Annotated in this window: 21 protein-coding genes and 1 tRNA gene; 12 read left to right on the forward strand and 10 right to left on the reverse strand. The window is 69.0% G+C overall.

What is annotated here, in order from left to right; translation table 11 throughout:
• Positions 1 to 138: 138 nt before the first annotated feature.
• Entirely contained in the window at positions 139 to 411 is a 273-nt protein-coding gene (locus AB0B89_RS24195) for an HAD hydrolase-like protein (protein WP_358557001.1), read from the forward strand.
• 172 nt (positions 412 to 583) lie between these two features.
• Here the strand turns inward: AB0B89_RS24195 and AB0B89_RS24200 are convergent, their stop codons facing one another.
• Complete coding sequence (locus tag AB0B89_RS24200) at positions 584 to 1,420, reverse strand: GntR family transcriptional regulator (RefSeq protein WP_358556953.1); 837 nt, start codon at positions 1,418 to 1,420, stop codon at positions 584 to 586.
• A 120-nt stretch (positions 1,421 to 1,540) separates the two neighbouring features.
• Here AB0B89_RS24200 and AB0B89_RS24205 point away from each other — a divergent pair, with 120 nt between their 5' ends.
• The 3 genes from AB0B89_RS24205 to AB0B89_RS24215 are packed head-to-tail and all read left to right on the forward strand — an operon-like array spanning position 1,541 to position 4,406.
• Positions 1,541 to 3,037: a replication initiator gene (locus AB0B89_RS24205; protein ID WP_358556956.1), complete on the forward strand. Its 1,497-nt coding sequence runs from the start codon at positions 1,541 to 1,543 to the stop codon at positions 3,035 to 3,037.
• Positions 3,037 to 3,243: a helix-turn-helix domain-containing protein gene (locus tag AB0B89_RS24210; RefSeq protein ID WP_358556959.1), complete on the forward strand. Its 207-nt coding sequence runs from the start codon at positions 3,037 to 3,039 to the stop codon at positions 3,241 to 3,243. Before AB0B89_RS24205 ends, AB0B89_RS24210 begins: the two co-directional genes overlap by 1 nt.
• Complete coding sequence (locus AB0B89_RS24215) at positions 3,240 to 4,406, forward strand: site-specific integrase (protein ID WP_358556962.1); 1,167 nt, start codon at positions 3,240 to 3,242, stop codon at positions 4,404 to 4,406. Before AB0B89_RS24210 ends, AB0B89_RS24215 begins: the two co-directional genes overlap by 4 nt.
• Before the next feature lie 56 nt (positions 4,407 to 4,462).
• Here AB0B89_RS24215 and AB0B89_RS24220 read toward each other — a convergent pair.
• The 7 genes from AB0B89_RS24220 to AB0B89_RS24250 all read right to left on the reverse strand — a co-directional run bounded on the left by AB0B89_RS24220 (position 4,463) and on the right by AB0B89_RS24250 (position 8,235).
• Positions 4,463 to 4,537 (reverse strand) — tRNA-Val (locus tag AB0B89_RS24220).
• Positions 4,538 to 4,572: 35 nt separating this feature from the next.
• Positions 4,573 to 5,697: an ROK family protein gene (locus AB0B89_RS24225; protein WP_358556965.1), complete on the reverse strand. Its 1,125-nt coding sequence runs from the start codon at positions 5,695 to 5,697 to the stop codon at positions 4,573 to 4,575.
• 205 nt (positions 5,698 to 5,902) lie between these two features.
• The gene (locus AB0B89_RS24230; protein WP_358556968.1) at positions 5,903 to 6,136 is read right to left on the reverse strand and encodes a hypothetical protein; all 234 of its coding nucleotides are present in this window, start codon (positions 6,134 to 6,136) and stop codon (positions 5,903 to 5,905) included.
• A 132-nt stretch (positions 6,137 to 6,268) separates the two neighbouring features.
• Complete coding sequence (locus tag AB0B89_RS24235) at positions 6,269 to 6,730, reverse strand: peroxiredoxin (protein WP_358556970.1); 462 nt, start codon at positions 6,728 to 6,730, stop codon at positions 6,269 to 6,271.
• 119 nt (positions 6,731 to 6,849) lie between these two features.
• Complete coding sequence (locus tag AB0B89_RS24240; RefSeq protein ID WP_358556973.1) at positions 6,850 to 7,278, reverse strand: DUF3052 domain-containing protein; 429 nt, start codon at positions 7,276 to 7,278, stop codon at positions 6,850 to 6,852.
• Between the two features lie 134 nt (positions 7,279 to 7,412).
• Complete coding sequence (locus AB0B89_RS24245) at positions 7,413 to 7,820, reverse strand: secondary thiamine-phosphate synthase enzyme YjbQ (RefSeq protein WP_358556976.1); 408 nt, start codon at positions 7,818 to 7,820, stop codon at positions 7,413 to 7,415.
• Positions 7,821 to 7,830: 10 nt separating this feature from the next.
• Complete coding sequence (locus AB0B89_RS24250) at positions 7,831 to 8,235, reverse strand: DUF1918 domain-containing protein (RefSeq protein ID WP_358556979.1); 405 nt, start codon at positions 8,233 to 8,235, stop codon at positions 7,831 to 7,833.
• 326 nt (positions 8,236 to 8,561) lie between these two features.
• Between AB0B89_RS24250 and aceE the strand changes: the two genes are divergently transcribed.
• Together aceE and AB0B89_RS24260 are read left to right on the forward strand one after the other, a co-directional pair.
• Positions 8,562 to 11,318, forward strand: coding sequence for a pyruvate dehydrogenase (acetyl-transferring), homodimeric type (gene aceE, locus AB0B89_RS24255; RefSeq protein WP_358556982.1), 2,757 nt, complete (start codon positions 8,562 to 8,564; stop codon positions 11,316 to 11,318).
• 132 nt (positions 11,319 to 11,450) lie between these two features.
• Positions 11,451 to 13,151, forward strand: a complete 1,701-nt coding sequence (locus AB0B89_RS24260) for a serine protease (RefSeq protein ID WP_358556985.1) — start codon at positions 11,451 to 11,453, stop codon at positions 13,149 to 13,151.
• Between the two features lie 111 nt (positions 13,152 to 13,262).
• Here the strand turns inward: AB0B89_RS24260 and AB0B89_RS24265 are convergent, their stop codons facing one another.
• Complete coding sequence (locus AB0B89_RS24265) at positions 13,263 to 13,907, reverse strand: WYL domain-containing protein (protein WP_358556987.1); 645 nt, start codon at positions 13,905 to 13,907, stop codon at positions 13,263 to 13,265.
• A 77-nt stretch (positions 13,908 to 13,984) separates the two neighbouring features.
• The gene (locus tag AB0B89_RS24270) at positions 13,985 to 15,007 is read right to left on the reverse strand and encodes a PHP domain-containing protein (protein ID WP_358556990.1); all 1,023 of its coding nucleotides are present in this window, start codon (positions 15,005 to 15,007) and stop codon (positions 13,985 to 13,987) included.
• Between the two features lie 198 nt (positions 15,008 to 15,205).
• Between AB0B89_RS24270 and AB0B89_RS24275 the strand changes: the two genes are divergently transcribed.
• The 6 genes from AB0B89_RS24275 to AB0B89_RS24300 all read left to right on the forward strand — a co-directional run.
• Positions 15,206 to 15,652, forward strand: a complete 447-nt coding sequence (locus tag AB0B89_RS24275; RefSeq protein WP_358556993.1) for a hypothetical protein — start codon at positions 15,206 to 15,208, stop codon at positions 15,650 to 15,652.
• Positions 15,653 to 15,685: 33 nt separating this feature from the next.
• The gene (locus tag AB0B89_RS24280; RefSeq protein WP_358556996.1) at positions 15,686 to 16,840 is read left to right on the forward strand and encodes a glutathionylspermidine synthase family protein; all 1,155 of its coding nucleotides are present in this window, start codon (positions 15,686 to 15,688) and stop codon (positions 16,838 to 16,840) included.
• A 37-nt stretch (positions 16,841 to 16,877) separates the two neighbouring features.
• Positions 16,878 to 17,327 carry a DUF350 domain-containing protein gene (locus AB0B89_RS24285; RefSeq protein ID WP_358556999.1) on the forward strand — a complete coding sequence of 150 codons (450 nt, stop codon included), beginning with the start codon at positions 16,878 to 16,880 and terminating at the stop codon, positions 17,325 to 17,327.
• Positions 17,328 to 17,432: 105 nt separating this feature from the next.
• Positions 17,433 to 18,542, forward strand: coding sequence for a helix-turn-helix domain-containing protein (locus AB0B89_RS24290; protein WP_358557004.1), 1,110 nt, complete (start codon positions 17,433 to 17,435; stop codon positions 18,540 to 18,542).
• Between the two features lie 117 nt (positions 18,543 to 18,659).
• A complete protein-coding gene (locus AB0B89_RS24295) occupies positions 18,660 to 19,586 on the forward strand; it encodes an ACP S-malonyltransferase (RefSeq protein WP_358557007.1) in 927 nt (308 codons plus the stop codon).
• 5 nt (positions 19,587 to 19,591) lie between these two features.
• The coding region (locus AB0B89_RS24300; protein ID WP_358557010.1) for a beta-ketoacyl-ACP synthase 3 at positions 19,592 to 20,344 on the forward strand (753 nt) is incomplete at its 3' end.

The following is a 20,344-nucleotide window of genomic DNA, read 5'->3' on the forward strand; positions in this document are numbered from 1 at the left end:
GGCTTGCTTGCTCCCACGAACGGATGTCTCCTTACCCACCCTCGACACAGAGTTTTATACCTGTTTGCTACCTCTGTCTATTTTGGCAGGGAGGGGGACAATCAGCTCGGAAAGATCAAGTGCAGCGGGTTGGCTGAGGTGGTCGATGGATGGGCATGCTCGGCCTCTGAGGGGATCCGCAAACCGGATCGACGGCTGTTTGAGATCGCTGCGGGCCGGTGCGGGGCTTCCCTGGCCGATGGTGGGTGGATGGTCGGTGACAGCCTGGTCAAGGACGTGGGCGGTGGCCGCGCGGCTGGACTGCGTACGGTGTGGGTCAACCCCGATGGGCTGGTCGCGGACGGCGCGCAAGCCGATCACGAGGCCAAGCATGTCACAGAGGCTGTGACGCTGCTGGCGCGCCTGGATTGAGCGGTCGCTTGACGGACTATGAGTGGCAAAGGCGCTCCTCTCGTGGCCGATGGCGCGCACGGCGGCGCCGGCCGCGACCGGCCGGAGAGCCGCAGCGCGGGCGGCGACCGCCAGGCGCGCGGCGGGCCGCGAAGCGGACCGCCTTTAAATCAGTAAAGAAAATCTGAGCCCACTACACGCGGAGAGCGACGTGGCCGTCTGTCTGGCCGATGTCGCTGGTGATGGCTGAGGCCTCGAAGCGGTCGCCGGGTGCCTCGATCTCGGTGAATTCGAGTGGCCGGCCGTCGTGGCTAAGGGTGACGCGTCTGATGATCAGGAGGGGTGTTCCTACCGGCTCCATGGACAGGTCAGCGTACGTGTCGCCGTAGGGCATGCGGGTGTAGACCGAGGTGGCCCAGCGGAGGGGACCGTGGGTGGCCTCCAGGTGGGCGTAGTAGTTGTCCGGCTCGACGTGCAGGTCTATGTCTCGGTCGGCGCCTTCGCCTTTCACTGTGCCGATGTGGTCTGCGATGACGTAAGAGTCCAGGTGTATGCGGTGACGAGTCTTGGCGTGCTGCCAGTAGGCGTAGCGGTAGACCACAACCCGGCCACGGCGAATGCCCAGGACTTCGGCGTCTTCGCCTTCGGCGGTCATGGGAGCTGGTTGATTGTGGGGCAGCTTGTTACCGCGTTCGATGTCACTGGGCACGGTGACGTGTTCCCAGCCTTGTGCGGCGGGGTCGTAGGCAGGGCTGAGTAGGTCTTCTGCTGGTGAGCTACCGAAGGTGATCAATCGACGGTCAGGTCGGGCTCGAACGAAGGTTCCTCGTCCATGGGCGACGGTGAGCAGGCCTTCGCTGACGAGTTGCGCGATGGCTTTGCGGATGGTGGGTCGTGAGGTGGCGTACTCGTCCGCCATGAAAGCTTCGCCGGGGAGTGCCTGTCCGGGCTGGTAGTGGCCTTGCAAGATGTCGGTTCGCAGGAAGCCGGTGATCTCCCGCCATCGGGCGGTGCCCTTCTCCTCGATCATTCGCTCTCCCGTCCTTCATTCCCTCTTTACAAGACGTAGCACGTGTTGGCTACCATGTCGATGTAGGCCCAGACGTAGCACGTGTCCGGGCATGTCGGAACCGAGGCGAAGGAGGTCCCCATGAATGAGAAGGAGGAAGACCGACCCACCGCCAGCCAGCACCCGGAATGGCTGGTCGATCTCACAGACGTGATCAACGCGTCCGGCTACGAGCGATGGCGCGCGATGGTCGCCCCAACCGGCGGGTGCGCCAACCCAGTACATCTGGCCGGCGAGTCGCACATCGTCGCTACGGCTACCGGTGAGGTCCTGCACTCCTACCGAACCGCTGACGAACCCTCAGGGCATCTGCTGGTTCCCTGCGGCAACCGGCGCGCCTCGGTCTGTGCGGCCTGCTCGGAGCTCTATCGGGCCGACACCTTCCAGCTGATCCGCGCGGGCCTGTCCGGCGGTAAGGGCATCCCTGAGCAGGTCAGTATGCATCCTCGGGTGTTCCTGACCTTGACCGCCCCCTCCTTCGGTCCGGTCCACAGCCGGCGCGAGCACAACGGGACGGCGCGGCCCTGCCGGCCGCGTGCTCGCTGCAGGGTTTGTGAGCACGGGCAGCCAGTCGGCTGCCACATACGGCATGAGCCCCAGGATGCCGAGCTCGGGCAACCGATCTGCGAGGGGTGTTACGACTATGTGGGCGCGGTGCTGTGGCAGGCGCACGCGGGCGTGTTGTGGCACCGGTTCACTCTCGAAGTGCGGCGCGAGCTTGCCAAGCAGGCGGGGATGAGCCGCCGGGCGTTCGGCAAGCTGGTCCAGGTCTCCTTCGCCAAGGTCGCCGAGTATCAGCGGCGCGGCCTGGTCCACTTTCACGCCGTCGTCCGGCTGGATGGTCCCGAGGGCGGCACCGACCTTCCCCCGGACTGGGCCGATCACGGCCTCTTGGTGGGGGCCATCCCGGCGGCGGTCCGGCGCGTGGAGGTGACCTCTGCCAAGAGCGAGCTTGGCGGGCGGCGGCTGGTCTGGGGCGATCAGCTCGACATCCGGCCCATCCTGCTCAGCGCCTCGCTGGACGGGGTGAGCGAGCAAGCGGTGGCCGGTTACATTTCCAAGTACGCCACCAAGGGTGCTGAGGCGTCGGGCACCGTCGATCATCGTCTGTCCTGCTCGGTCTGCCGAGGCAAAGGTCGGCTCGGTCCGGCTGCCTCGTGCGCGCGCTGTCAGGGCACCGGGCTGAAGCCTGGCCTTCTGTTGGATCTGCTTCCGGTGACCGAGCATGCCCGGCGCATGATCCGCACCTGCTGGGAGCTGGGAGCACGGCCGGAGTTCGCGCATCTGAGGTTGCGTCCTTGGGCGCACATGCTGGGCTTTCGTGGGCACTTTGCCACCAAGTCGCGTCGCTACTCCACCACCATGGGCACGCTTCGCCAGGTTCGGGCCGACCACCGCGCGGCTGAAGCTCGCGAGCGCAACGGGCTTCCCGCACTCGGGGATGGCTCAACGCTCGTGCTCGGGCACTGGCGATTCGCCGGCAGCGGTCACTCCCCCGGCGAGGCGATCTTGGCCGAGCAGATCCGGCACAGCATCCAGAGCGCCCGAACGAACGCGGCCCAGCGGGCGGCCGAATGATGCGAGTCGACCGAAGCGACGGCAAGCGGCTCTATCGCGTCAGCGACGCCATGCACCTGCTCAGCATGAGCCGCACCGTGATCTACGAGCAGATCAGGATCGGGCGGCTTCGCTCCGTCACCCAAGGCCGTACCCGGCTGATCCCCGCCTCGGCCATCGCCGACTACATCGCACTCCTCGAACAGGAAGCGAGGGCCGCATCATGACCGCACGACGCAGCCGCGGAGATGGTGGCCTGCACTGGGACGAGGCGCGTCAACGCTGGATCGCGACCGCCAGCCTCGGCTTCGACGCACGCGGCAAGCGGATCACGAAGAAGGCCAGCGGCAAGACCAAGACCGAGGCCAGGGAGAAGCTCAAGGAGATCATTCGCGATCACGAGGCCGGGCTTGCGTCGGTCCCGGCCGGCTACACCCTGGCAGAGGCCGTGAAGTACTGGCTCACCTACGGCCTGAGCGGTCGCGCCGACACAACGATCGAGATGTACACGATGTACGCGCAGACCCACATCATTCCGGAGCTGGGCGCGCGGAAGCTCCGGGAGCTGACCGCCGAGGACGTGGACAAATGGCTCGCCTCGAAGTCGTCGACGCTGAGCACACGCTCACTCAAGATCCTCCACGGGATCATGAACCGTGCCGTCAGCAACGCCCAGAAGCGCGACAAGGTACGCCGTAACGTGGTCGCGCTCTGCGAGGTCCCGGAAGGGCGGGCCGGTCGTCCGTCCAAGGCACTCACGCTCGATCAGGCGGAAGCCGTGCTCACAGCCGCTGAGGGAACGTCGATTCATGCCTACCTCGTGCTGTCCCTGCTCATCGGCGCTCGCACCGAGGAGCTACGGGCGCTCACCTGGTCACATGTGGACCTGGACGGCAAGCCCGACGTCACTCCCGCCATACCGCCGCACATCATGGTCTGGCGCTCGGTGCGCCTCAACGGGGACACCAAGACCAGGAAGTCTCGTCGCACACTGGCGATGCCCGCTCGCTGCGTGGACGCACTCCGTGCGCATAAGGAGCGTCAGGAGGTCGCCCGTGAGGCGGCGGGCAGCAAATGGCAGGAGAGCGATCTCGTGTTCGCCTCGCAAGTCGGCACGGAGCTGGACGCGCACAACGTACGGCGTGTCTTCCGCAAGGTGATCGAGAAAGCAGGACTCAACCCCAAGGAGTGGACACCGCGTGAGACACGGCACAGCTTCGTGTCTCTGCTCTCCGACTCCGGCATCCCATTGGAGAACATCTCCCGCCTGGTGGGGCACAGCAACACAGTGGTGACCGAGACGGTCTACCGGAAGCAGCTCCGCCCGGTGATGCAGGAAGGGGCGACGGCCATGGACCTGATCTTCCCCCGTCGTGCCCCTGAGGGTTAGTCACTCAGTTAGACACTCACACCCCGTTCCGAAGATCAGGGATGGGCTGTTTTCGCTGGTGGGCGCTACTGGGTTCGAACCAGTGACCCCTCGCTTGTAAGGCGAGTGCTCTACCGCTGAGCTAAGCGCCCCGGACGCCCCTCGCGGAGCGCGGACGGGCTACACCTTACGGTACAGAAGGCGACCTGAGCACATCCAGGGCCCAAGTGGCTCCCGCGTCGGGGATGCCGGCGGCCTGCCAGCCCAGGAGGGCCGCGCCGAGCATGCCCGCGCTCATCCCGAGGGCGGCCCGCCTCAGCGGAGGGGCCGCCCGGAAGGTGAGCCTGCTTTCGAGCCGTTCGGCCAGCGGCTCGAACAGCGCCGGGCCCGCTTCGGCGAGGCCTCCGCCGATGACGATCGACGACGGGTCCAGAAGGAGCGTGTAGGAGGCGAGGGCGAGGGACAGGGCCTCCAGGGCCTCGTCCCAGACGGTGGAGGCGTCCGGGTCGCCGCGCATGGCCAGGGCCACGACGTCCTCCGCGGAGGCGACGACCGTGCCGGAGCCGCCGGCGACGGCCTCCATGCCGGCACCGCCAGGAGCGATCGGCCTGCCGAATCCGCCAGCGGCGGGCTCCATGCCGGTGCCGCCAGGGGCGATCGGCCTGCCGGAGCCGCTGGAGGACGGGGCGCTGAGGCCGCCTACGGAGGCGGCGCGGCTGCGGCGTTCGCCGTAGCGGCGGGCCACCGAGGCGGCGGAGGCGTAGGTCTCCAGGCAGCCGACCTGGCCGCAGGCGCAGCGTTCGCCGTCGGGGAAGACCGGGATGTGCCCGATCTCGCCACCCCATCCGGCGGATCCGCCGTACGGCTCGCCGGCGATGATCATGGCTCCGGCGATTCCCGTACCGATGGGGAGGAACAGGAAGTCCGGCTCGGCGCGGCCGGCGCCGAGGACGCGTTCGGCGAGCCCACCCGTCCGTACGTCGTGGCCCAGCCGGATCGGTACCTCCAGCGAGGTGAAGTCGGCGGCGGGGACGTCCTTCCAGCCGATGTTGGCCGAGTAGACGGCCGTGCCGGAGGTGACCAGGCCGGGTACGGCGAGGCCGACGCCGGACGGGCTGCCCTGGCCTGCCTCGGCGAGGTCGTCGATGAAGGCGCTTATCGCCTCGACCACGCGCAGGGGGCCCTCGGCACGAGGGGTCGCGCGCTTGTCGGTCAGCAGCACCTCGCCCGTGGAACCGACAAGGCCGCCCTTCATGGCGGTGCCGCCGACGTCGAGGGCGACGACATAGGAGCCCGCCTTGACGGCGCTCACGCGTCCGCCCCCGGGCCGGTGGGGGAACTCAAGTGGCTGGACTCGTACACCGAGTTCTTCCCCTCTTTCACGATCTTCACGGCAGGGCCGGCCGTGGCAGGCACCGGGGCGTGTTGCGCATTCCCGCGCAGTTTTGCCCATAAGCGCGCATGAGTCAAAACCGGAAAAAGGCGGCAAAGATTACTAAATGGGTCATATCGCAAGGTCAGGAGGCGGGGTGCCTTCCCAGGACGCGGCTCAGTGCGGCCTCGACCTCCTCCGACAGACCCGGCGCCCCGGCCTTCACCAGCGAGGACTCCGAGGAGTGCGCGAGCCGTACCGAACCGCAGGACCGGCACTCCACCTCCCCCAGCCTGCAGATCAGCATGGTGGAGCCGCATGATCCGCAGTGGTCGAGATCGAGATCGTGCTCACGCTGGCAAGCCGGGCAGATGAGCACCTGTGCTTCACGGCGAACCCCTCGCCGCCACGGGCTCGCGCCACGCACCGGGTCCGTCTGCCGGACCCCGCACCGATAGCAGGGCATCGTCGCCACCGCCTTCGTCTTCGCCAGGTCATCGCCCGGCGCACATCACCTGGAGATTTCCTCAAGCACCTTGTGGTACTCGGAGATGTCGCGCGCCGAGGGGATCGGGTTCACTGCCTTCCACCGAACCACGCCCTCGCCGTCGATGACGAAGGTGCCACGAAGCGCGAGACCCCTCTCGTCATCGAAGACACCGTACGTTCGCGCTACTTCGCCATGCGGCCAGAAATCGGAGAGCAGCGGGAAGGTGAAGCCCTCCTGGTCGGCCCAGGCCCGGTGGGTGAACACCGAGTCGACCGACACGGTCAGCACCTGGACGTCCTCCGGCGCCGAGGCGACGAACTCGTCACGGATCGCGCACAGCTCGCCGTGGCAGATGCCGCTGAAGGCGAGCGGGTAGAAGATGAGCACCACTCGCCTCCCCCGGAGGTCGGCGATCCTCACCGGCGTGCCGTGCTGGTCCTTCAGCTCGAAGTCCGGGGCCTTGTCGCCCACCTCGACTGCCATGCCAGTCCTTTCCCCGCGGAAAGTGCCCAGAAGATGAACGGATGACCGCGAGCGCACATCATCCTGCCGTACGGCCTGTGTCAGCCGTACGGCAGGGGAAGCGAATCGAAGAGCTCTACCTAGCGGCGGCCCTTGGGAGCGACCAGCCGCGTACCCGACCAATCGCGGGCCGCGCTGACGCTGCTGGTCTGGGAGAGACCGGCCGTGGTGGCGTCCTCCCCGATGTCGCTGGGCTCGACGTGACCTTCCCGTCCCACCTTGGGAGTCAGCAGCCAGATCTGACCGCCGTCGGCCAGTCCGGCCATCGCATCACTCAAGGCGTCGAACAGGTCGCCATCCCCATCGCGCCACCACAGCAGCACGACATCGATGACCTCTTCGGAGTCCTCATCGACCAGTTCGTTGCCGGTCAGCTCCTCGATCGACTGGCGAAGCTCCTCATCGGAGTCCTCATCCCAGCCGATCTCCTGCACCACCTGACCCGGCTTCAGACCGAGTCGCTCGGCCAGGCCGCGCTCGCCCTGCGCCTGACCCGCGGTCGCGCTCACGTTTATCCCTCCTGCTTGGATGGCCCCGCCCTATGCGGTTTACCGGCCCCTGCGAGGCCGCTTCGGCACAGTCCACACGCTGTGACCCATCGTCGTCAACGGTCGCCACGACCGGTGACCCGCACCGTTATCTGCTATTCGGACAAAAACGACAAACGAACACGCCGTTCCGAGTTGTCGACGTTAAGGTCGACGATAGCGACTGACTGCCATGTCCCCAGCGCCAGCCGCCCGTCCAGCACCGGAATCGTCGCGTGCGGCGGGATGAACGCCGGCATCACGTGTGACCTGCCATGACCGCGCGAGCCGTGGGCGTGCCGCCACCGCTCGTCGGCCGGCAGCAGGTCGCTCAGCAGACTGAGAAGATCTTCGTCGCTCCCGGAGCCCAGCTCCATCAGCGCCACCCCCGCCGTCGCGTGGGGGACGAACACGTGAAGCAGCCCGTCTCCCCCGCACGACCGCGCGAACTCCTCGCACCGCCGGGTGATGTCGTGCACCCGTTCCCTGGTTCCCGTGCTCACCTCGAACGTCTGCGATTTCACTTAACGGATCTTATGATCCCCGCTGAACTGGGACGACAATCGCGTCCGGACCGGGAAACACCAATCCGGTGTGCCCGTCGTCGAAGCGAACGACGTACGGCGGGCATCCGTCGGGTCCGCGCACCTCGATGATCAAGCCGGGCCGATCCCTGTCGCCCACGGTGGTTCCGTGGACCAGGAGCCGGTCGCCTATGGTCGCGTACACGTCGATCCCTCCTTCTTCAGGGTCCCCTACCAGGGTCGTACGGCTCGCGCCCGGCGAAAAGGGGAGGAGGGCCTCCCCCGGCAGAGGGAGGGGAAAACAACACCGAAACGTTACCCGGCCATGACCGGCCGCGAGGCCCCGGACTCCCGAGGCGGCCGAAGGGGGCCGAGGGGGCGAGACCCCGGTCCTCGCCCTCTTTACTAGGGACACCTCGGCCCCAGGAGTCGCGGGCGAGCGGATACGTCCACGTCCAGGCGGTTGGGAGCCACCCTCACGGGGGAGGCAGGGGGGAAGCGGGCCCCCTGACGACCCCCCAGTTCGGGGCAGGGACGAACCCCCGGTTTGGTGCCAATTGTTGCTTGCTGGGAGAATCGTCCTACCATCGGTGGTCTAGGCCACAGTTGTGCCCCTGCCAGCAGGGACATCTTGGTTACCGGACGGTAGAGATGCACTTTCCGGAGTAAGCGGCCAGGATGGAAGACGACCTAGACATCGAAGAAGAGGCTTACCAGTCCATCCTCGGAAGGCGAGACCCAGTGGCTTCCGGACGCCAGCGTTTCTCGATCATCAGCGACGGCCTACCCAGCCAGCTGCCTGATGTCGACCCCAGCGAGACCCAGGAGTGGCTCGAGTCGCTTGACACCGTCGTGAAGACGGAGGGTCGTAGCCGAGCCCGTTACCTGATGCTGCGCCTGCTAGAGCGTGCGAGAGAGCATCAGGTGGGGGTGCCCGGACTGCGGAGCACCGACTACATCAACACCATCCCGCCGGAGCGCGAGCCGTGGTTCCCGGGCGACGAGTACGTCGAACGGCGCATCAGGGCCTACACCCGGTGGAACGCCGCGGTGATGGTGACCCGGGCCAACGCCCGCACCAACGTCGGTGGCCACATCGCCACCTACGCCTCGGCCGCGTCGCTGTACGAAGTGGGCTTCAACCACTTCTTCCGCGGCAAGGACCACGGTGAGTCGGGTGACCAGGTCTTCATCCAGGGCCACGCCGCCCCCGGCATCTACGCCCGGGCGTTCCTGGAAGGACGACTGAGCGAGTCGCAGCTCGACGCCTTCCGCCAGGAGCTGTCCCTCGGGTTCAAGGGCCTGCCCTCATATCCGCACCCGCGCCTGATGCCCGACTTCTGGGAGTTCCCCACGGTCTCCATGGGCCTCGGGGCGATCGGTGCGATCTACCAGGCGCGGTTCAACCGCTACCTGCTCAACCGCAAGGTCAAGGACACCAGCCGCAGCCACGTCTGGTGCTTCCTCGGCGACGGTGAGATGGACGAGCCCGAGTCGCTGGGCGCGATCGGCCTCGCCTCCCGCGAGGAGCTCGACAACCTCACCTTCGTCATCAACTGCAACCTGCAGCGGCTCGACGGGCCGGTGCGCGGAAACGGCAAGATCATCCAGGAGCTGGAGTCGTACTTCCGCGGCGCCGGCTGGAACGTCATCAAGGTGGTCTGGGGCCGCGAGTGGGACCAGCTCCTGGCCGCCGACGTCGACGGCGTGCTCGTCAACAAGATGAACACCACCCCCGACGGACAGTTCCAGACCTACTCCGTCGAGACCGGTGAGTACATCCGGGAGAACTTCTTCGGTGACGACCCCCGGCTGCGCAAGATGGTCGAGCACCTGTCCGACGACGACATCCGCAAGCTGTCGCGCGGCGGCCACGACTACCGCAAGGTGTACGCGGCGTTCAAGGCGGCTCGCGAGCACGTCGGCCAGCCCACCGTGATCCTCGCCCAGACCATCAAGGGATGGACCCTGGGCAAGGACTTCGAGGCGCGCAACGCCACGCACCAGATGAAGAAGATGAGCAAGGCCGAGCTCAAGGAGTTCCGCGACCGGCTCTACCTCCCGATCCCCGACAAGGACCTTGAGGGCGACCTGCCGCCGTACTTCCACCCGGGCGAGAACGACGAGGAGATCGCGTACATGCGCGAGCGCCGCGCGGCGCTCGGCGGCTACCTGCCAAAGCGCGTGACGCGGGCCAAGGCGCTCAAGCTCCCCGGCGACAAGGTCTACGCCGACCTGAAGAAGGGCTCGGGCAAGCAGAACGTCGCCACGACGATGGCGTTCGTCCGCCTGCTCAAGGACCTCATGCGCGACAAGGAGATCGGCGCGAGGTTCGTGCCGGTCATCCCCGACGAGGCCCGCACCTTCGGCGTCGACGCGATGTTCCCGACCGCCAAGATCTACTCCCCCCACGGGCAGACCTACGACGCGGTCGACCGCAACCTGCTGCTGTCCTACAAGGAGTCGGCCGAGGGCCAGATCCTGCACGAGGGCATCAGCGAGGCGGGCTCCATGGGCTCGGTGATCGCGGCGGGGTCGGCGTACGCCACGCACGGCGTGAACATGATCCCGGTCTACATCTTCTACTCGATGTTCGGGTTCCAGCGCACCGCCGACCAGATGTGGCAGCTCGGCGACCAGATGGGCCGGGGCTTCCTGCTCGGGGCCACGGCCGGGCGCACCACGCTCAACGGCGAGGGCCTCCAGCACGAGGACGGCCACACGCCGCTGATCGCCTCGACGAACCCCGCCGCCGTGTCGTACGACCCGGCATGGGCCTTCGAGATCGCGCACATCGTCCAGGACGGCCTGCGGCGCATGTACGGCGAACAGCCCGAGGACATCTTCTACTACCTCACCGTCTACAACGAGCCCTATCCGCAGCCGGCCGAGCCCGAGAACCTCGACGTCCAAGGGGTGCTCAAGGGTCTCTACCGGTTCGCGGAGGCCCCCGACATCGAGGGTCCCCGGGCGAACATCCTCGCCTCCGGCGTGGCCGGCCGCTGGGCCCTTGAGGCGCAGCGCCTGCTGGCCGAAGAGTGGGGTGTGGCGGCCGAGGTGTGGTCGGCGCCCTCGTGGACCGAGCTCCGCAGGGACGCGCTCGACTGCGAGGAGCACAACCTGCTCAACCCCGAGTCCGAGCAGCGCGTGCCCTACGTCACCCAGGTGCTGACCGACGTGCCCGGCCCGTTCGTGGGCGTCAGCGACTACATGAGGGCCGTGCCCGACCAGATCTCGCGCTGGGTGCCCGGCGACTGGTCGTCGCTCGGCACCGACGGCTTCGGCCTGTCGGACACCCGTTCGGCGCTGCGCCGCCACTTCCACGTGGACGCCGCGTCGATCACCCTGGCCGTGCTGACCGAGCTGGCCAAGCGCGGCGAGATCAAGCAGGAGGCCCTGCGTGAGGCCATCTCGCGCTACCACCTCAAGAACGGCGTCACCGAGGTCGTCGCGCAGCCGACCCCGGAGAGCAACGAGACGCAGTCCATGGGGGTCTGACCTCCTCACTGCCGGCCGGCAGGCCCCCGCGCGACCACGCGCGGGGGCCTGTTTCGTGACCAAGTCCCGCTGGAGCCGCGCGCCAAGTCAGTCACAAGCCATGGACAAGCCGTGTGTTTCACGATTGGCAACGTGAACGGAAACATCAGGAAAAGGCTCACGATGGTCGCCGCCTCGGCGTCGATCGCCATGAGCATGACGGCCGTGGCCGCGCCCGCCACTGCCGATGGCGAACCCAACGTGCCCGTGGGAACCCGTCTGGCCGCCCAGGCCAACCCCGCGGTCCAGCTGACCAGCCTGACCTACAGCGGTCAGGTGGTCGTCCCCACTCCCGAGACCAAGGATTCGGCCCTTGCGGCACTGGGTCAGCAGGCCCGTGATGCCGCGTCCTCCGGCAAGATCGCGGATGACGAGCGCAGCAAGTTGAAGTTCGTCTTCGAGCACATGGCCGCCAGCCCCGACACCTACCTGCGCGCCGCGGGTCCCAACCGGACCGCGGACGCCGAGGTCGGCGGGCTGTGCACCGGCTGGTGGGTGACGCCGGACGGCTACATGGTGACCGGCGCCCACTGCGTCGAGACCCCCGACGAGCAGCTCGGCCAGCTCTTCGCCGAGCAGGCGCTCGGGAAGTTCAACAAGGAGGACGCCCAGACGGCCCTGCAGAGCCTCGGCGACTACCAGACCGACGAGGAGATCCTGAAGCTGGCGACGCAGATCTACGTCAACTTCAACAGCACCCACCTGCAGATCCAGGGGCTGGAGAAGAGCCTGGCGGTCGTGCAGAGCCTGCCCGGCGGCGGCGTCGACAAGACGGCCAAGCCCGTGCCCGCCGAGCTGGTGTCGGTCGGCGAGAGCTACCCCGGCAAGGACTTCGCCCTGCTCAAGGTCAACGGCCAGCAGAACCTGCCGACCGTGCCCCTGGGCGACGACGGGGACGTGCAGATCGGTGACACGCTGTACATCAGCGGCTTCCCCGGCCTGGTGACCAACACCCCGTTCTTCAGCCTGGAGTCCAAGCTGGACCCGGCCCTGACCGAGGGTCCGTACAACGCCAAGCGCGCCACCCAGACCGGCGTGCCGTACATCCAGACCCAGGCCCCGGCCTACCACGGCAACTCCGGAGGCCCGGTCTTCAGCAAGAACGGCAAGGTCATCGGCATGCTGATCGCCGGCTCGGTGACCGACGGCGGCGAGAACACCGAGACCCAGACGTTCGTCCTTCCGGTGAGCATCATCAAGGAGAAGCTCAACGAGAAGAACATCAAGCCGTCGCAGGGGCTCACCTCGACCCGGTACAACGAGGCGCTCGACGACTACTTCCGGCACTACTACTCGCAGGCGCTGCCGAAGTTCCGCGAGGTGCAGGCGCTCTTCCCCAACCACCCCTACGTCGCCAAGTACATCAGCGACAGCCAGCAGGCGATCTCCTCGGGCAAGGACGAGGCACCGTCGGCGATGCTGCCGTGGCTCCTGATCGGCGGAGGCGTGGTCATCGGCCTCATCATCGTCGTGGTGCTCGTGACCTCGCTCAGCAAGCGCCGCAAGCAGGCCGTGCCCGCGTCGTACCCGCCCCAGCAGGGGTACGGTGGCGCCGTCCCCCCGCCGCCGTGGGCCCAGCAACAGCAGCAGGCCGCGCTCCCGTACAACCCGGCGGGTGGCGGGCAGCAGGGCTACCAGACGCCTCAGCACAACGGGGGCTACCCGGCCCAGCACGGCCCGCAGGGACAGCCCCAGCAGGGCCAGCACGGGCAGCAGCAGCCGCAGGTCGCCGATCTGGAGCGTGAGCTGAACGAGCTCCGCCGCCAGCTCGGGAACCGGCCGCCCGGCCAGTGACCCACCCCTCCCAGGGCCCGCCACACGACCATGTGGCGGGCCTTCTGCCTGTCCGGCGGCCCTCGGGAACGCTCTGGTGCCCAGACGCGCCCTGGAAGCGGGCTGGGGACCTCAGCCGAGGGCGGAGTCGCGGGCGATCAGATCGGGGATGTCCGGGGCGTACTCGTCGAGCTGCCGGCGTGCCTTGGCCGGCTCGCCGGTGAGCGCGGCGGCGATGACGCGGTCGAGCCGGAACACCCGGACGTCCTCCCTGAGCCGGCACCAGCCCACCAGGTACCAGAAGCCGCCGCGCCCGCCGATGAACACGCCGGGCTCGACATCGCGCTCGGTGGTGACACCCGAGCGGTCTTCGTACACGATGCGCAGCACCCGGCGTTGTCGCAGCGCGCCGGCGATCACCCGGGCGACCGCCGCCCTCGCGTCCAGGACGGCATCGGCATCGGCGTCGGCATCGATCCGCGTGCCGGCCTCGGCCTCGGCGGGGGTGGGGGCGGGGTCGAGCGGGGGCGGCGGCCCGGCCTCGGCGGGGGCGGGGGCAAGCGGGGGCGGCGGCCCGGCCTCGGCGAAGGCGTAGCCCCCGTGCTCGCCCGGATCGGCGCGGATGGGCACCCCCCATCGCTGGAGGGCCGAGATGTCGCGCTCGACCGTGCGGACGCTCACCCCTAATCGCGCGCTCAGCTCGCGTGCGGACCGGCACCGGGGGGAGATCGCGCGCAGCTCCTGGACCAGAGCGTTGAGCCGATCGGTACGGTTCACGTCCCGAACCTACGCCGGGGCACCGACATTTGGCCCGCCTCGCGACGGCGCCCTGTCGTCGGCGCGCCCGCCGGCGCCTACGCGGTCGTCCAGTCGAGCAGGTCGCCGAGGGACCAGGTGTCGATCACGCGGGCGGCCTCGACGCCGCACCGCGCGGCCCGCTCGCACCCGAAGTGCTGCCATTCGAGCTGGCCGGGAGCGTGCGCGTCGGAGTCGATCGAGAACACGCATCCCATCTCGTACGCCAGCCGCAGCAGCCGCTTGGGCGGGTCGAGCCGGTCGGGACGGGAGTTGATCTCGACCGCGACCCCGAACCGCCGGCACGCCTCGAAGACGATCTCGGCGTCGAACGCCGACTCGGGCCTGAGCCCGCCTCGCCTGCCGCCGGCGCGGACGACGCGCCCGGTGCAGTGGCCGAGCACGTCGACACGCGGGTCGGCGATGGCCGTGACCATCCGGCGGGTCATGTCGCCGGCGTCCATCCTCAGCTTGGAGTGAACGCTGGCGACCACCACGTCGAGCCGATCGAGAAGCTCGGGCTCCTGGTCGAGCGACCCGTCCGGCAGGATGTCGACCTCGATGCCCGTCAGGACGCGGAACGGCGCCAGCTTGTCGTTCAGGGCGGCGATGACGTCGAGCTGCTCGCGCAGCCGGGCCGGGGACAGGCCGCGTGCCACGGTCAGGCGCGGCGAGTGGTCGGTCATGGCGAGGTAGTCGTGGCCGAGGTCGCGCGCCGCCACGGCCATCTCCTCGATGGGCGACCCGCCGTCGGACCAGTCGGAATGGCTGTGCAGGTCGCCCCTGAGCGCGGCGCGCAGGGCGGCGGTCTCCTCGTCGAGGTCGAGACCGGCCGTGTCCTCAAGGCGGCGCAGGTAGGTGGGGATCGCGCCGTCCAGCGCCTCGGTGATCGCCAGGGCGGTGACCTTGCCGATGCCCTTCAGGTCGGACAGGCCTCCCGACCGCGCGAGCCGTGAGAGCTCATCGCGCGAGATGCCCTCGACGGTGGACGCGGCGCCGCGGAAGGCGCGCACCCGGTAGGTCGGCTCGCCCGCCCGCTCCAGGAGAAAGGCGATCCTCTTCAGCGCTTCGACCGGTTCCACAACCGCGAATCTACCCGGCGGGGGCGACATTCTCCCGTGCGCCGATCTCGCCGCCGGCCGGACGCTCCCGCCTGCCGGGATGCCGGCTCCCACGCACCGAGATCGCGATATCCGGCCCATTCGGAAACTTCAGTTCCGATTCTCCCGTTGATCGGTCCAAACGGTACGCTGTGCTGACTTTTCGAGAGATGGAATTCAATGGCCGACCCCAAACCGGACCCTGTCCTGCCGATCCACCCGCTGTCACAGGGGGCGGCGGCCCAGCGGGGCAAGCCACCGGACGAGGGCTGGTCGTCCAGCGCGATCGTCCTCGGGACCATGGGCCTGCTCTCGACTCTGGTCATCGGATTCTGCGCCGCCCAGGGCACCTCCGCCGATCAGGTCACCGCCGACTGCGTGGATCTCGGCAGCCGCCAGCCCGACGGGTCGTACCAGGTCGTGGACGACGACAGGTGCGACGACGACCACGGCGGAAGCTATCACGGCTCGCACGGCGCCTACGGCTGGTACTACGGGGGCTCCCGCGCGGCCGGGCGCGTCCTTCGCGGCACGACCGTCCGGCCGTCGGACGCGCACATCAGCGCCCGGTCGGGCACGGTCATCCAGCGGGGCGGCTTCGGCGGCCGAGGGTCGGGCGGCAGTTGAGCCCCCTGCGGCACGGCCGGGGAAGGGGCTGACGTGCGGCGAGAGGAGTCCACGCCCCGGGACGGCTGGGAAGAGATCATCGAATCGCAGGGGCTGGCCTACCACCGCTCCGCGCATCCGGTACACCTGACCCGCCCGTACTGGGACGAGAGCGTGCACTACACCTTCACCATGCGGGAGGTCCTCGACCTGGAGAGCCAGGTCGAGGAGCTGCACGGCATGTGCCTGGAAGCGGTCCGCCACGTGATCGCCCACGACCGCTACGCCGACTTCGCGATCCCCGCCTGGGCCGTGCCCGAGGTCGAGGCGTCATGGCGGCGCGGCGACCCGCACGTGTACGGCCGCTTCGACCTGCGCTACGACGGGACCGGGCCCGCCAAGCTGCTCGAATACAACGCCGACACCCCGACCAGCCTCGTCGAGAGCTCGCTGGTCCAGTGGTTCTGGCTCAAGGACGTCCACCCCGGCGGCGACCAGTGGAACTCCCTCCACGAACGCCTGGTCGACCGGTGGAAGGAGCTTCCGCTCCAGAGCGGCCCGGCGCACTTCGCATGGACGAACATGGACGAGACCGGCGAAGAGGTGATGACGCTCGGGTACCTGCAGGAGACCGCCGAGCAGGCGGGCCTGACCACCGTCGCGGTCGCCATGGAGGACATCGGGTGGGACTCCCGGAGCCTGCGCTTCGTCGACATGGAGCAGCGGGTCATCCGTACGCTGTGCAAGCTCTACCCGTGGGAGTGGGCGGTCGCCGACCCCTTCGGGCCGCAGGCGGTCAGGCAGCAGATCTCCATGACGTGGATCGAGCCGCTGTGGAAGATGCTGCTCTCCAACAAGGCGCTGCTGGCGGTGCTGTGGGAGATGTACCCCGGTCATCCGAACCTGCTCCCCGCCTACCTCGACGGCCCCCGCGACCTGCCCGCCCACATCGTGAAGCCGCTGCTCGGCCGGGAGGGCGCGAGCATGAGCATCGTGACGCCCGGGGGCACCGAGCGGACCGAGGGCGGCTACGGCGCCGAGGGCTACGTCTACCAGGAGTTCCACGCGCTGCCCGACTTCGGCGGCTGGCGCCCCGTGCTGGGCGCGTGGGTCGTCGGGGACGAGGCCGCCGGGCTCGGCATCAGGGAGACCTCCGGTCTGATCACCGATGACTCCTCCTCCTTCGTCCCTCACCGCATCATCCCCTGAGCCGGTGTCCCCACCCCATACGCGCTAGGAGAAACACATGATCATCGCGCTCGCAGACTCGCTGGGAGAGGCGCTCGGACGAGGGGCCCTCGCCATCCTCGCGTACGCGGTGCTGGGCGTCCTGCTGCTGGTCGCCGGCTTCTACGTGATCGACATGGCCACCCCGGGCCGCCTCAGCAAGATCATCCAGACGGACCGCAACCCCAACGCCACGCTGCTCACCGCCTCCGGGCTGGCGGCCGTCGGCCTGATCGTCGCGGCCTCCATCTGGTCCTCCGGCGGGGTGCTCCAGGAGGGCCTGCTCGCCACGCTGGTGTTCGGTCTGGTGGGCATCGCCGTGCAGACCCTCGGGATGCTCCTGTTCGACCGCGTCGCGGGCATCTCGGTCCGCCAGCTGGTGGCCGAACCGGCCCTCCAGCCCGGCGCCGTCCTGCTCGCCGTGACCCATCTCGCGATCGGGCTCATCACCGCGGTCGCGGTGATATAGCGCACCACCACGTCCCGTACGGCTGTCGCACTCGCGTTGACCTGGCACCCTAGGGATGTGAACGACCGGGTACGTGAGGACACCGCGCGGCGCCTCGAACGCGCGATGGGAAGTCTCGGCACCGCGGCGATGACCCGGATGGACGATCGCCTGCCCTGGTACCGCGCGCTGTCGGCCGAGGACCGCTCCTGGGTGGGGCTGGTGGCCCAGGCCGGCATCGCCGCCTTCGTCGAGTGGTTCCAGCACGCCGACGAGGGCAGGCCGACCCCCAGCATCGAGATCTTCGGCACCGCCCCCCGCGAGCTGAAACGCTCGGTGTCCCTTCAGCAGACGGTGGACCTCGTGCGCGTCGTCGTCGAGGTGGTGGAGGCCGAGGTCCAGGAGCTGGCGGCGCCAGGCGGCGAGGAACTGCTCCGGCAGGCGATGCTCCGCTACACCCGCGACGTGGCGTTCGCCGCCGCGCACGTCTACGCCCGCGAGGCCGAGGTGCGCGGCGCCTGGGACGCGCGCCTTGAGGCGCTCATCGTGGACGCGCTGGTCCGCGGCGAGGTGGACGACGGGCTGCACTCCTGGGCCGCGGCGCTCGGCTGGACGTCCTCCCCTGTGGTGGTGCTGGCCGGGCACGCCCCCGACGCCGATCCCCAGACGGTCATCGACGGCATGCGCGACAAGGGCCGCCGTCTCGGGCAGGACCTGCTGGCCGGCGTGCAGGGCGACCGCCTGATCGTCATCGTGGGGGGCGCCGACAGCATCAAGGACGCCGCCAGGCACGTGGTGCCGCGCTTCGGGCCCGGCCCGATCGTCATCGGCCCGGAGGTCCCCGACCTGCACGCGGCGGCCATGTCGGCGCGGGCCGCCACGGCGGGCCTGCGCGCTGCCACGGGGTGGCCCGACGCGCCCCGGCCGGTGCTCGCCGAGGACCTGCTGGCCGAGCGGGCGATCGACGGCGACGACGACGCCCGCGCCCAGTTGATCGAGAACGTCTACAAGCCGCTGGAGGGCACGCCCCTGCTCGATACACTGGCGACCTACCTGGAGCAGGGCACATCTTTGGAAGCCACGGCCCGTCTGTTGTTCGTCCATCCGAACACGGTGCGTTACCGTCTGAAGAAGATCACAGAGCTGACCGGCTACGTGCCGACCGAGGGAAGGTCCGCCTTCACGTTGCAGGTCGGTCTGATCCTCGGCAGGCTGTCGCGGGCGACCGTAACCTAACCGGGGTTCGGTAATGGGCCGGAAACCTCCACTGGAGGTTTCCTACAAAGACCCCCCGACAAAGTTCGTACGGATCATTAGCAGTGTGGTGAACTCCTACAGGGCATGGTGGATTTTGTGCTCGTCATCGTCGCTCCCGGCCAAGGTGCCCAGGCTCCAGGCTTCCTGTCCCCGTGGCTCGAGATCCCCGGTCTCCGTGACCGGCTGTCAGGGTGGTCGGATGTCGCCGGTCTCGATCTGATCTCCTACGGGACCACCGCCGAGGCCGACGAGATCCGGGACACCGCGGTCGCGCAGCCACTGCTGGTAGCCGCCGGCCTCGCCGTCGCCGAGGTCCTGCTCGACGACGGGCCGTCCGGCGTCCCCGGCGTGGTCGCCGGTCACAGCGTCGGCGAGTTCACCGCGGGTGCCCTGGCCGGAGTGCTCACCCCGGAGCAGGCCATCGGCCTGGTCCGCGAGCGAGGCCAGGCGATGGCCAAGGCCGCGTCGGTCACCGAGACCGGCATGACCGCCGTCCTCGGCGGCGCCGAGGACGAGGTGCTCGGCGCTATCGAGCGTCACGGCCTCACCCCCGCCAACATCAACGGGGCCGGGCAGATCGTCGCCGCGGGCACGGTGGCCCAGCTTTCGGCCTTCAAGGCCGACCCCCCGGCCCGTGCCCGGCTGATCCCGCTCTCGGTCGCCGGAGCGTTCCACACCCACCACATGGCCTCCGCGGTCGAGCACCTGCGCGCCGAGGCGGCCGGCGTCACGCCGGGCGACCCGCGCGTGACCCTGCTGTCCAACGCCGACGGGGCGGCGGTCGCCACCGGCGCCGAGTTCGTCCAGCGGCTGATCGACCAGGTCGGGCGCCCGGTCAGGTGGGACCGATGCATGGCCACGATGGCCGATCTCGGCGTGACCGCCATGATCGAGCTGCTGCCGGGAGGCACGCTCACCGGCCTCGCCAAGCGAGCGCTCCGCGGCATCGAGACGGTCCCCCTCAAGACCCCCGACGACCTCGCGGCAGCCCGCGCCGTGATCAGCAAGGAGACCGCCCAGTGAGGATCATGCGGGGCGCCCCGGGCGCCAAGGTGCTCGCGTTCGGCGGCTACCAGCCGGCCGGGGTCGTCACCAACGACGACCTGGCCAAGACCATCGACACCAACGACGCGTGGATCCAGAGCCGGGTCGGCATCAAGGAGCGCCGCGTGGCGGGGCCCGAGGAGTCCGACGTCGACCTCGCCGTGCAGGCGGGCGGCAAGGCGCTGGCGGCGAGCGGGCTGTCGGCGAGCGACATCGACCTGGTCGTCGTCGCCACCTGCACCCTTGAGGCACAGATCCCCAACGCGGCCGCCCGCGTCGCGCACCGGCTCGGCATCGAGGCGCCCGGCGCCTTCGACGTCAACGCCGCCTGCGCCGGCTTCTGTTACGCCCTGGCGGCGGCGGGCGACGCCGTGCTCGCCGGGTCCGCGACCAACGTGCTCGTCATCGGCACCGAGAAGCTCTCCCAGTGGGTCGACTGGACCGACAGGGCCACCTGCGTGATCTTCGCCGACGGCGCGGGGGCGGCCGTGGTCGGGCCCTCGGACACGCCGGGCATCGGCCCCGTCGTCTGGGGCAGCGCGGGCGACAAGTCCGACGCGATCATCGTCAAGGACCGCGACTCCTTCCTCCACCAGGAAGGCCAGACCGTGTTCCGCTGGGCCACCACCGCGCTTCACCCGGTGGCCAAGGAGGCCTGCGAACGCGCAGGTGGTCGGTCCACAGCAGCACGCCGAGGATCACCTGCGTGGAGCCCGCCCCGATGTCCCCGGCGAGCA

The sequence above is a fragment of the Sphaerisporangium sp. NPDC049002 genome, assembly GCF_040649355.1.
Taxonomy (GTDB): Bacteria; Actinomycetota; Actinomycetes; order Streptosporangiales; family Streptosporangiaceae; genus Sphaerisporangium.

Coding starts and splice junctions, on each gene's coding strand:
- AB0B89_RS24200 (WP_358556953.1), bottom strand. CDS start 1,420: ATGATCGAGGAGAAGGGCACCGCCCGATGGCGGGAGATCACCGGCTTC.
- AB0B89_RS24205 (WP_358556956.1), top strand. CDS start 1,541: ATGAATGAGAAGGAGGAAGACCGACCCACCGCCAGCCAGCACCCGGAA.
- AB0B89_RS24210 (WP_358556959.1), top strand. CDS start 3,037: ATGCGAGTCGACCGAAGCGACGGCAAGCGGCTCTATCGCGTCAGCGAC.
- AB0B89_RS24215 (WP_358556962.1), top strand. CDS start 3,240: ATGACCGCACGACGCAGCCGCGGAGATGGTGGCCTGCACTGGGACGAG.
- AB0B89_RS24235 (WP_358556970.1), bottom strand. CDS start 6,730: ATGGCAGTCGAGGTGGGCGACAAGGCCCCGGACTTCGAGCTGAAGGAC.
- AB0B89_RS24275 (WP_358556993.1), top strand. CDS start 15,206: ATGGCCGACCCCAAACCGGACCCTGTCCTGCCGATCCACCCGCTGTCA.
- AB0B89_RS24285 (WP_358556999.1), top strand. CDS start 16,878: ATGATCATCGCGCTCGCAGACTCGCTGGGAGAGGCGCTCGGACGAGGG.
- AB0B89_RS24290 (WP_358557004.1), top strand. CDS start 17,433: ATGGGAAGTCTCGGCACCGCGGCGATGACCCGGATGGACGATCGCCTG.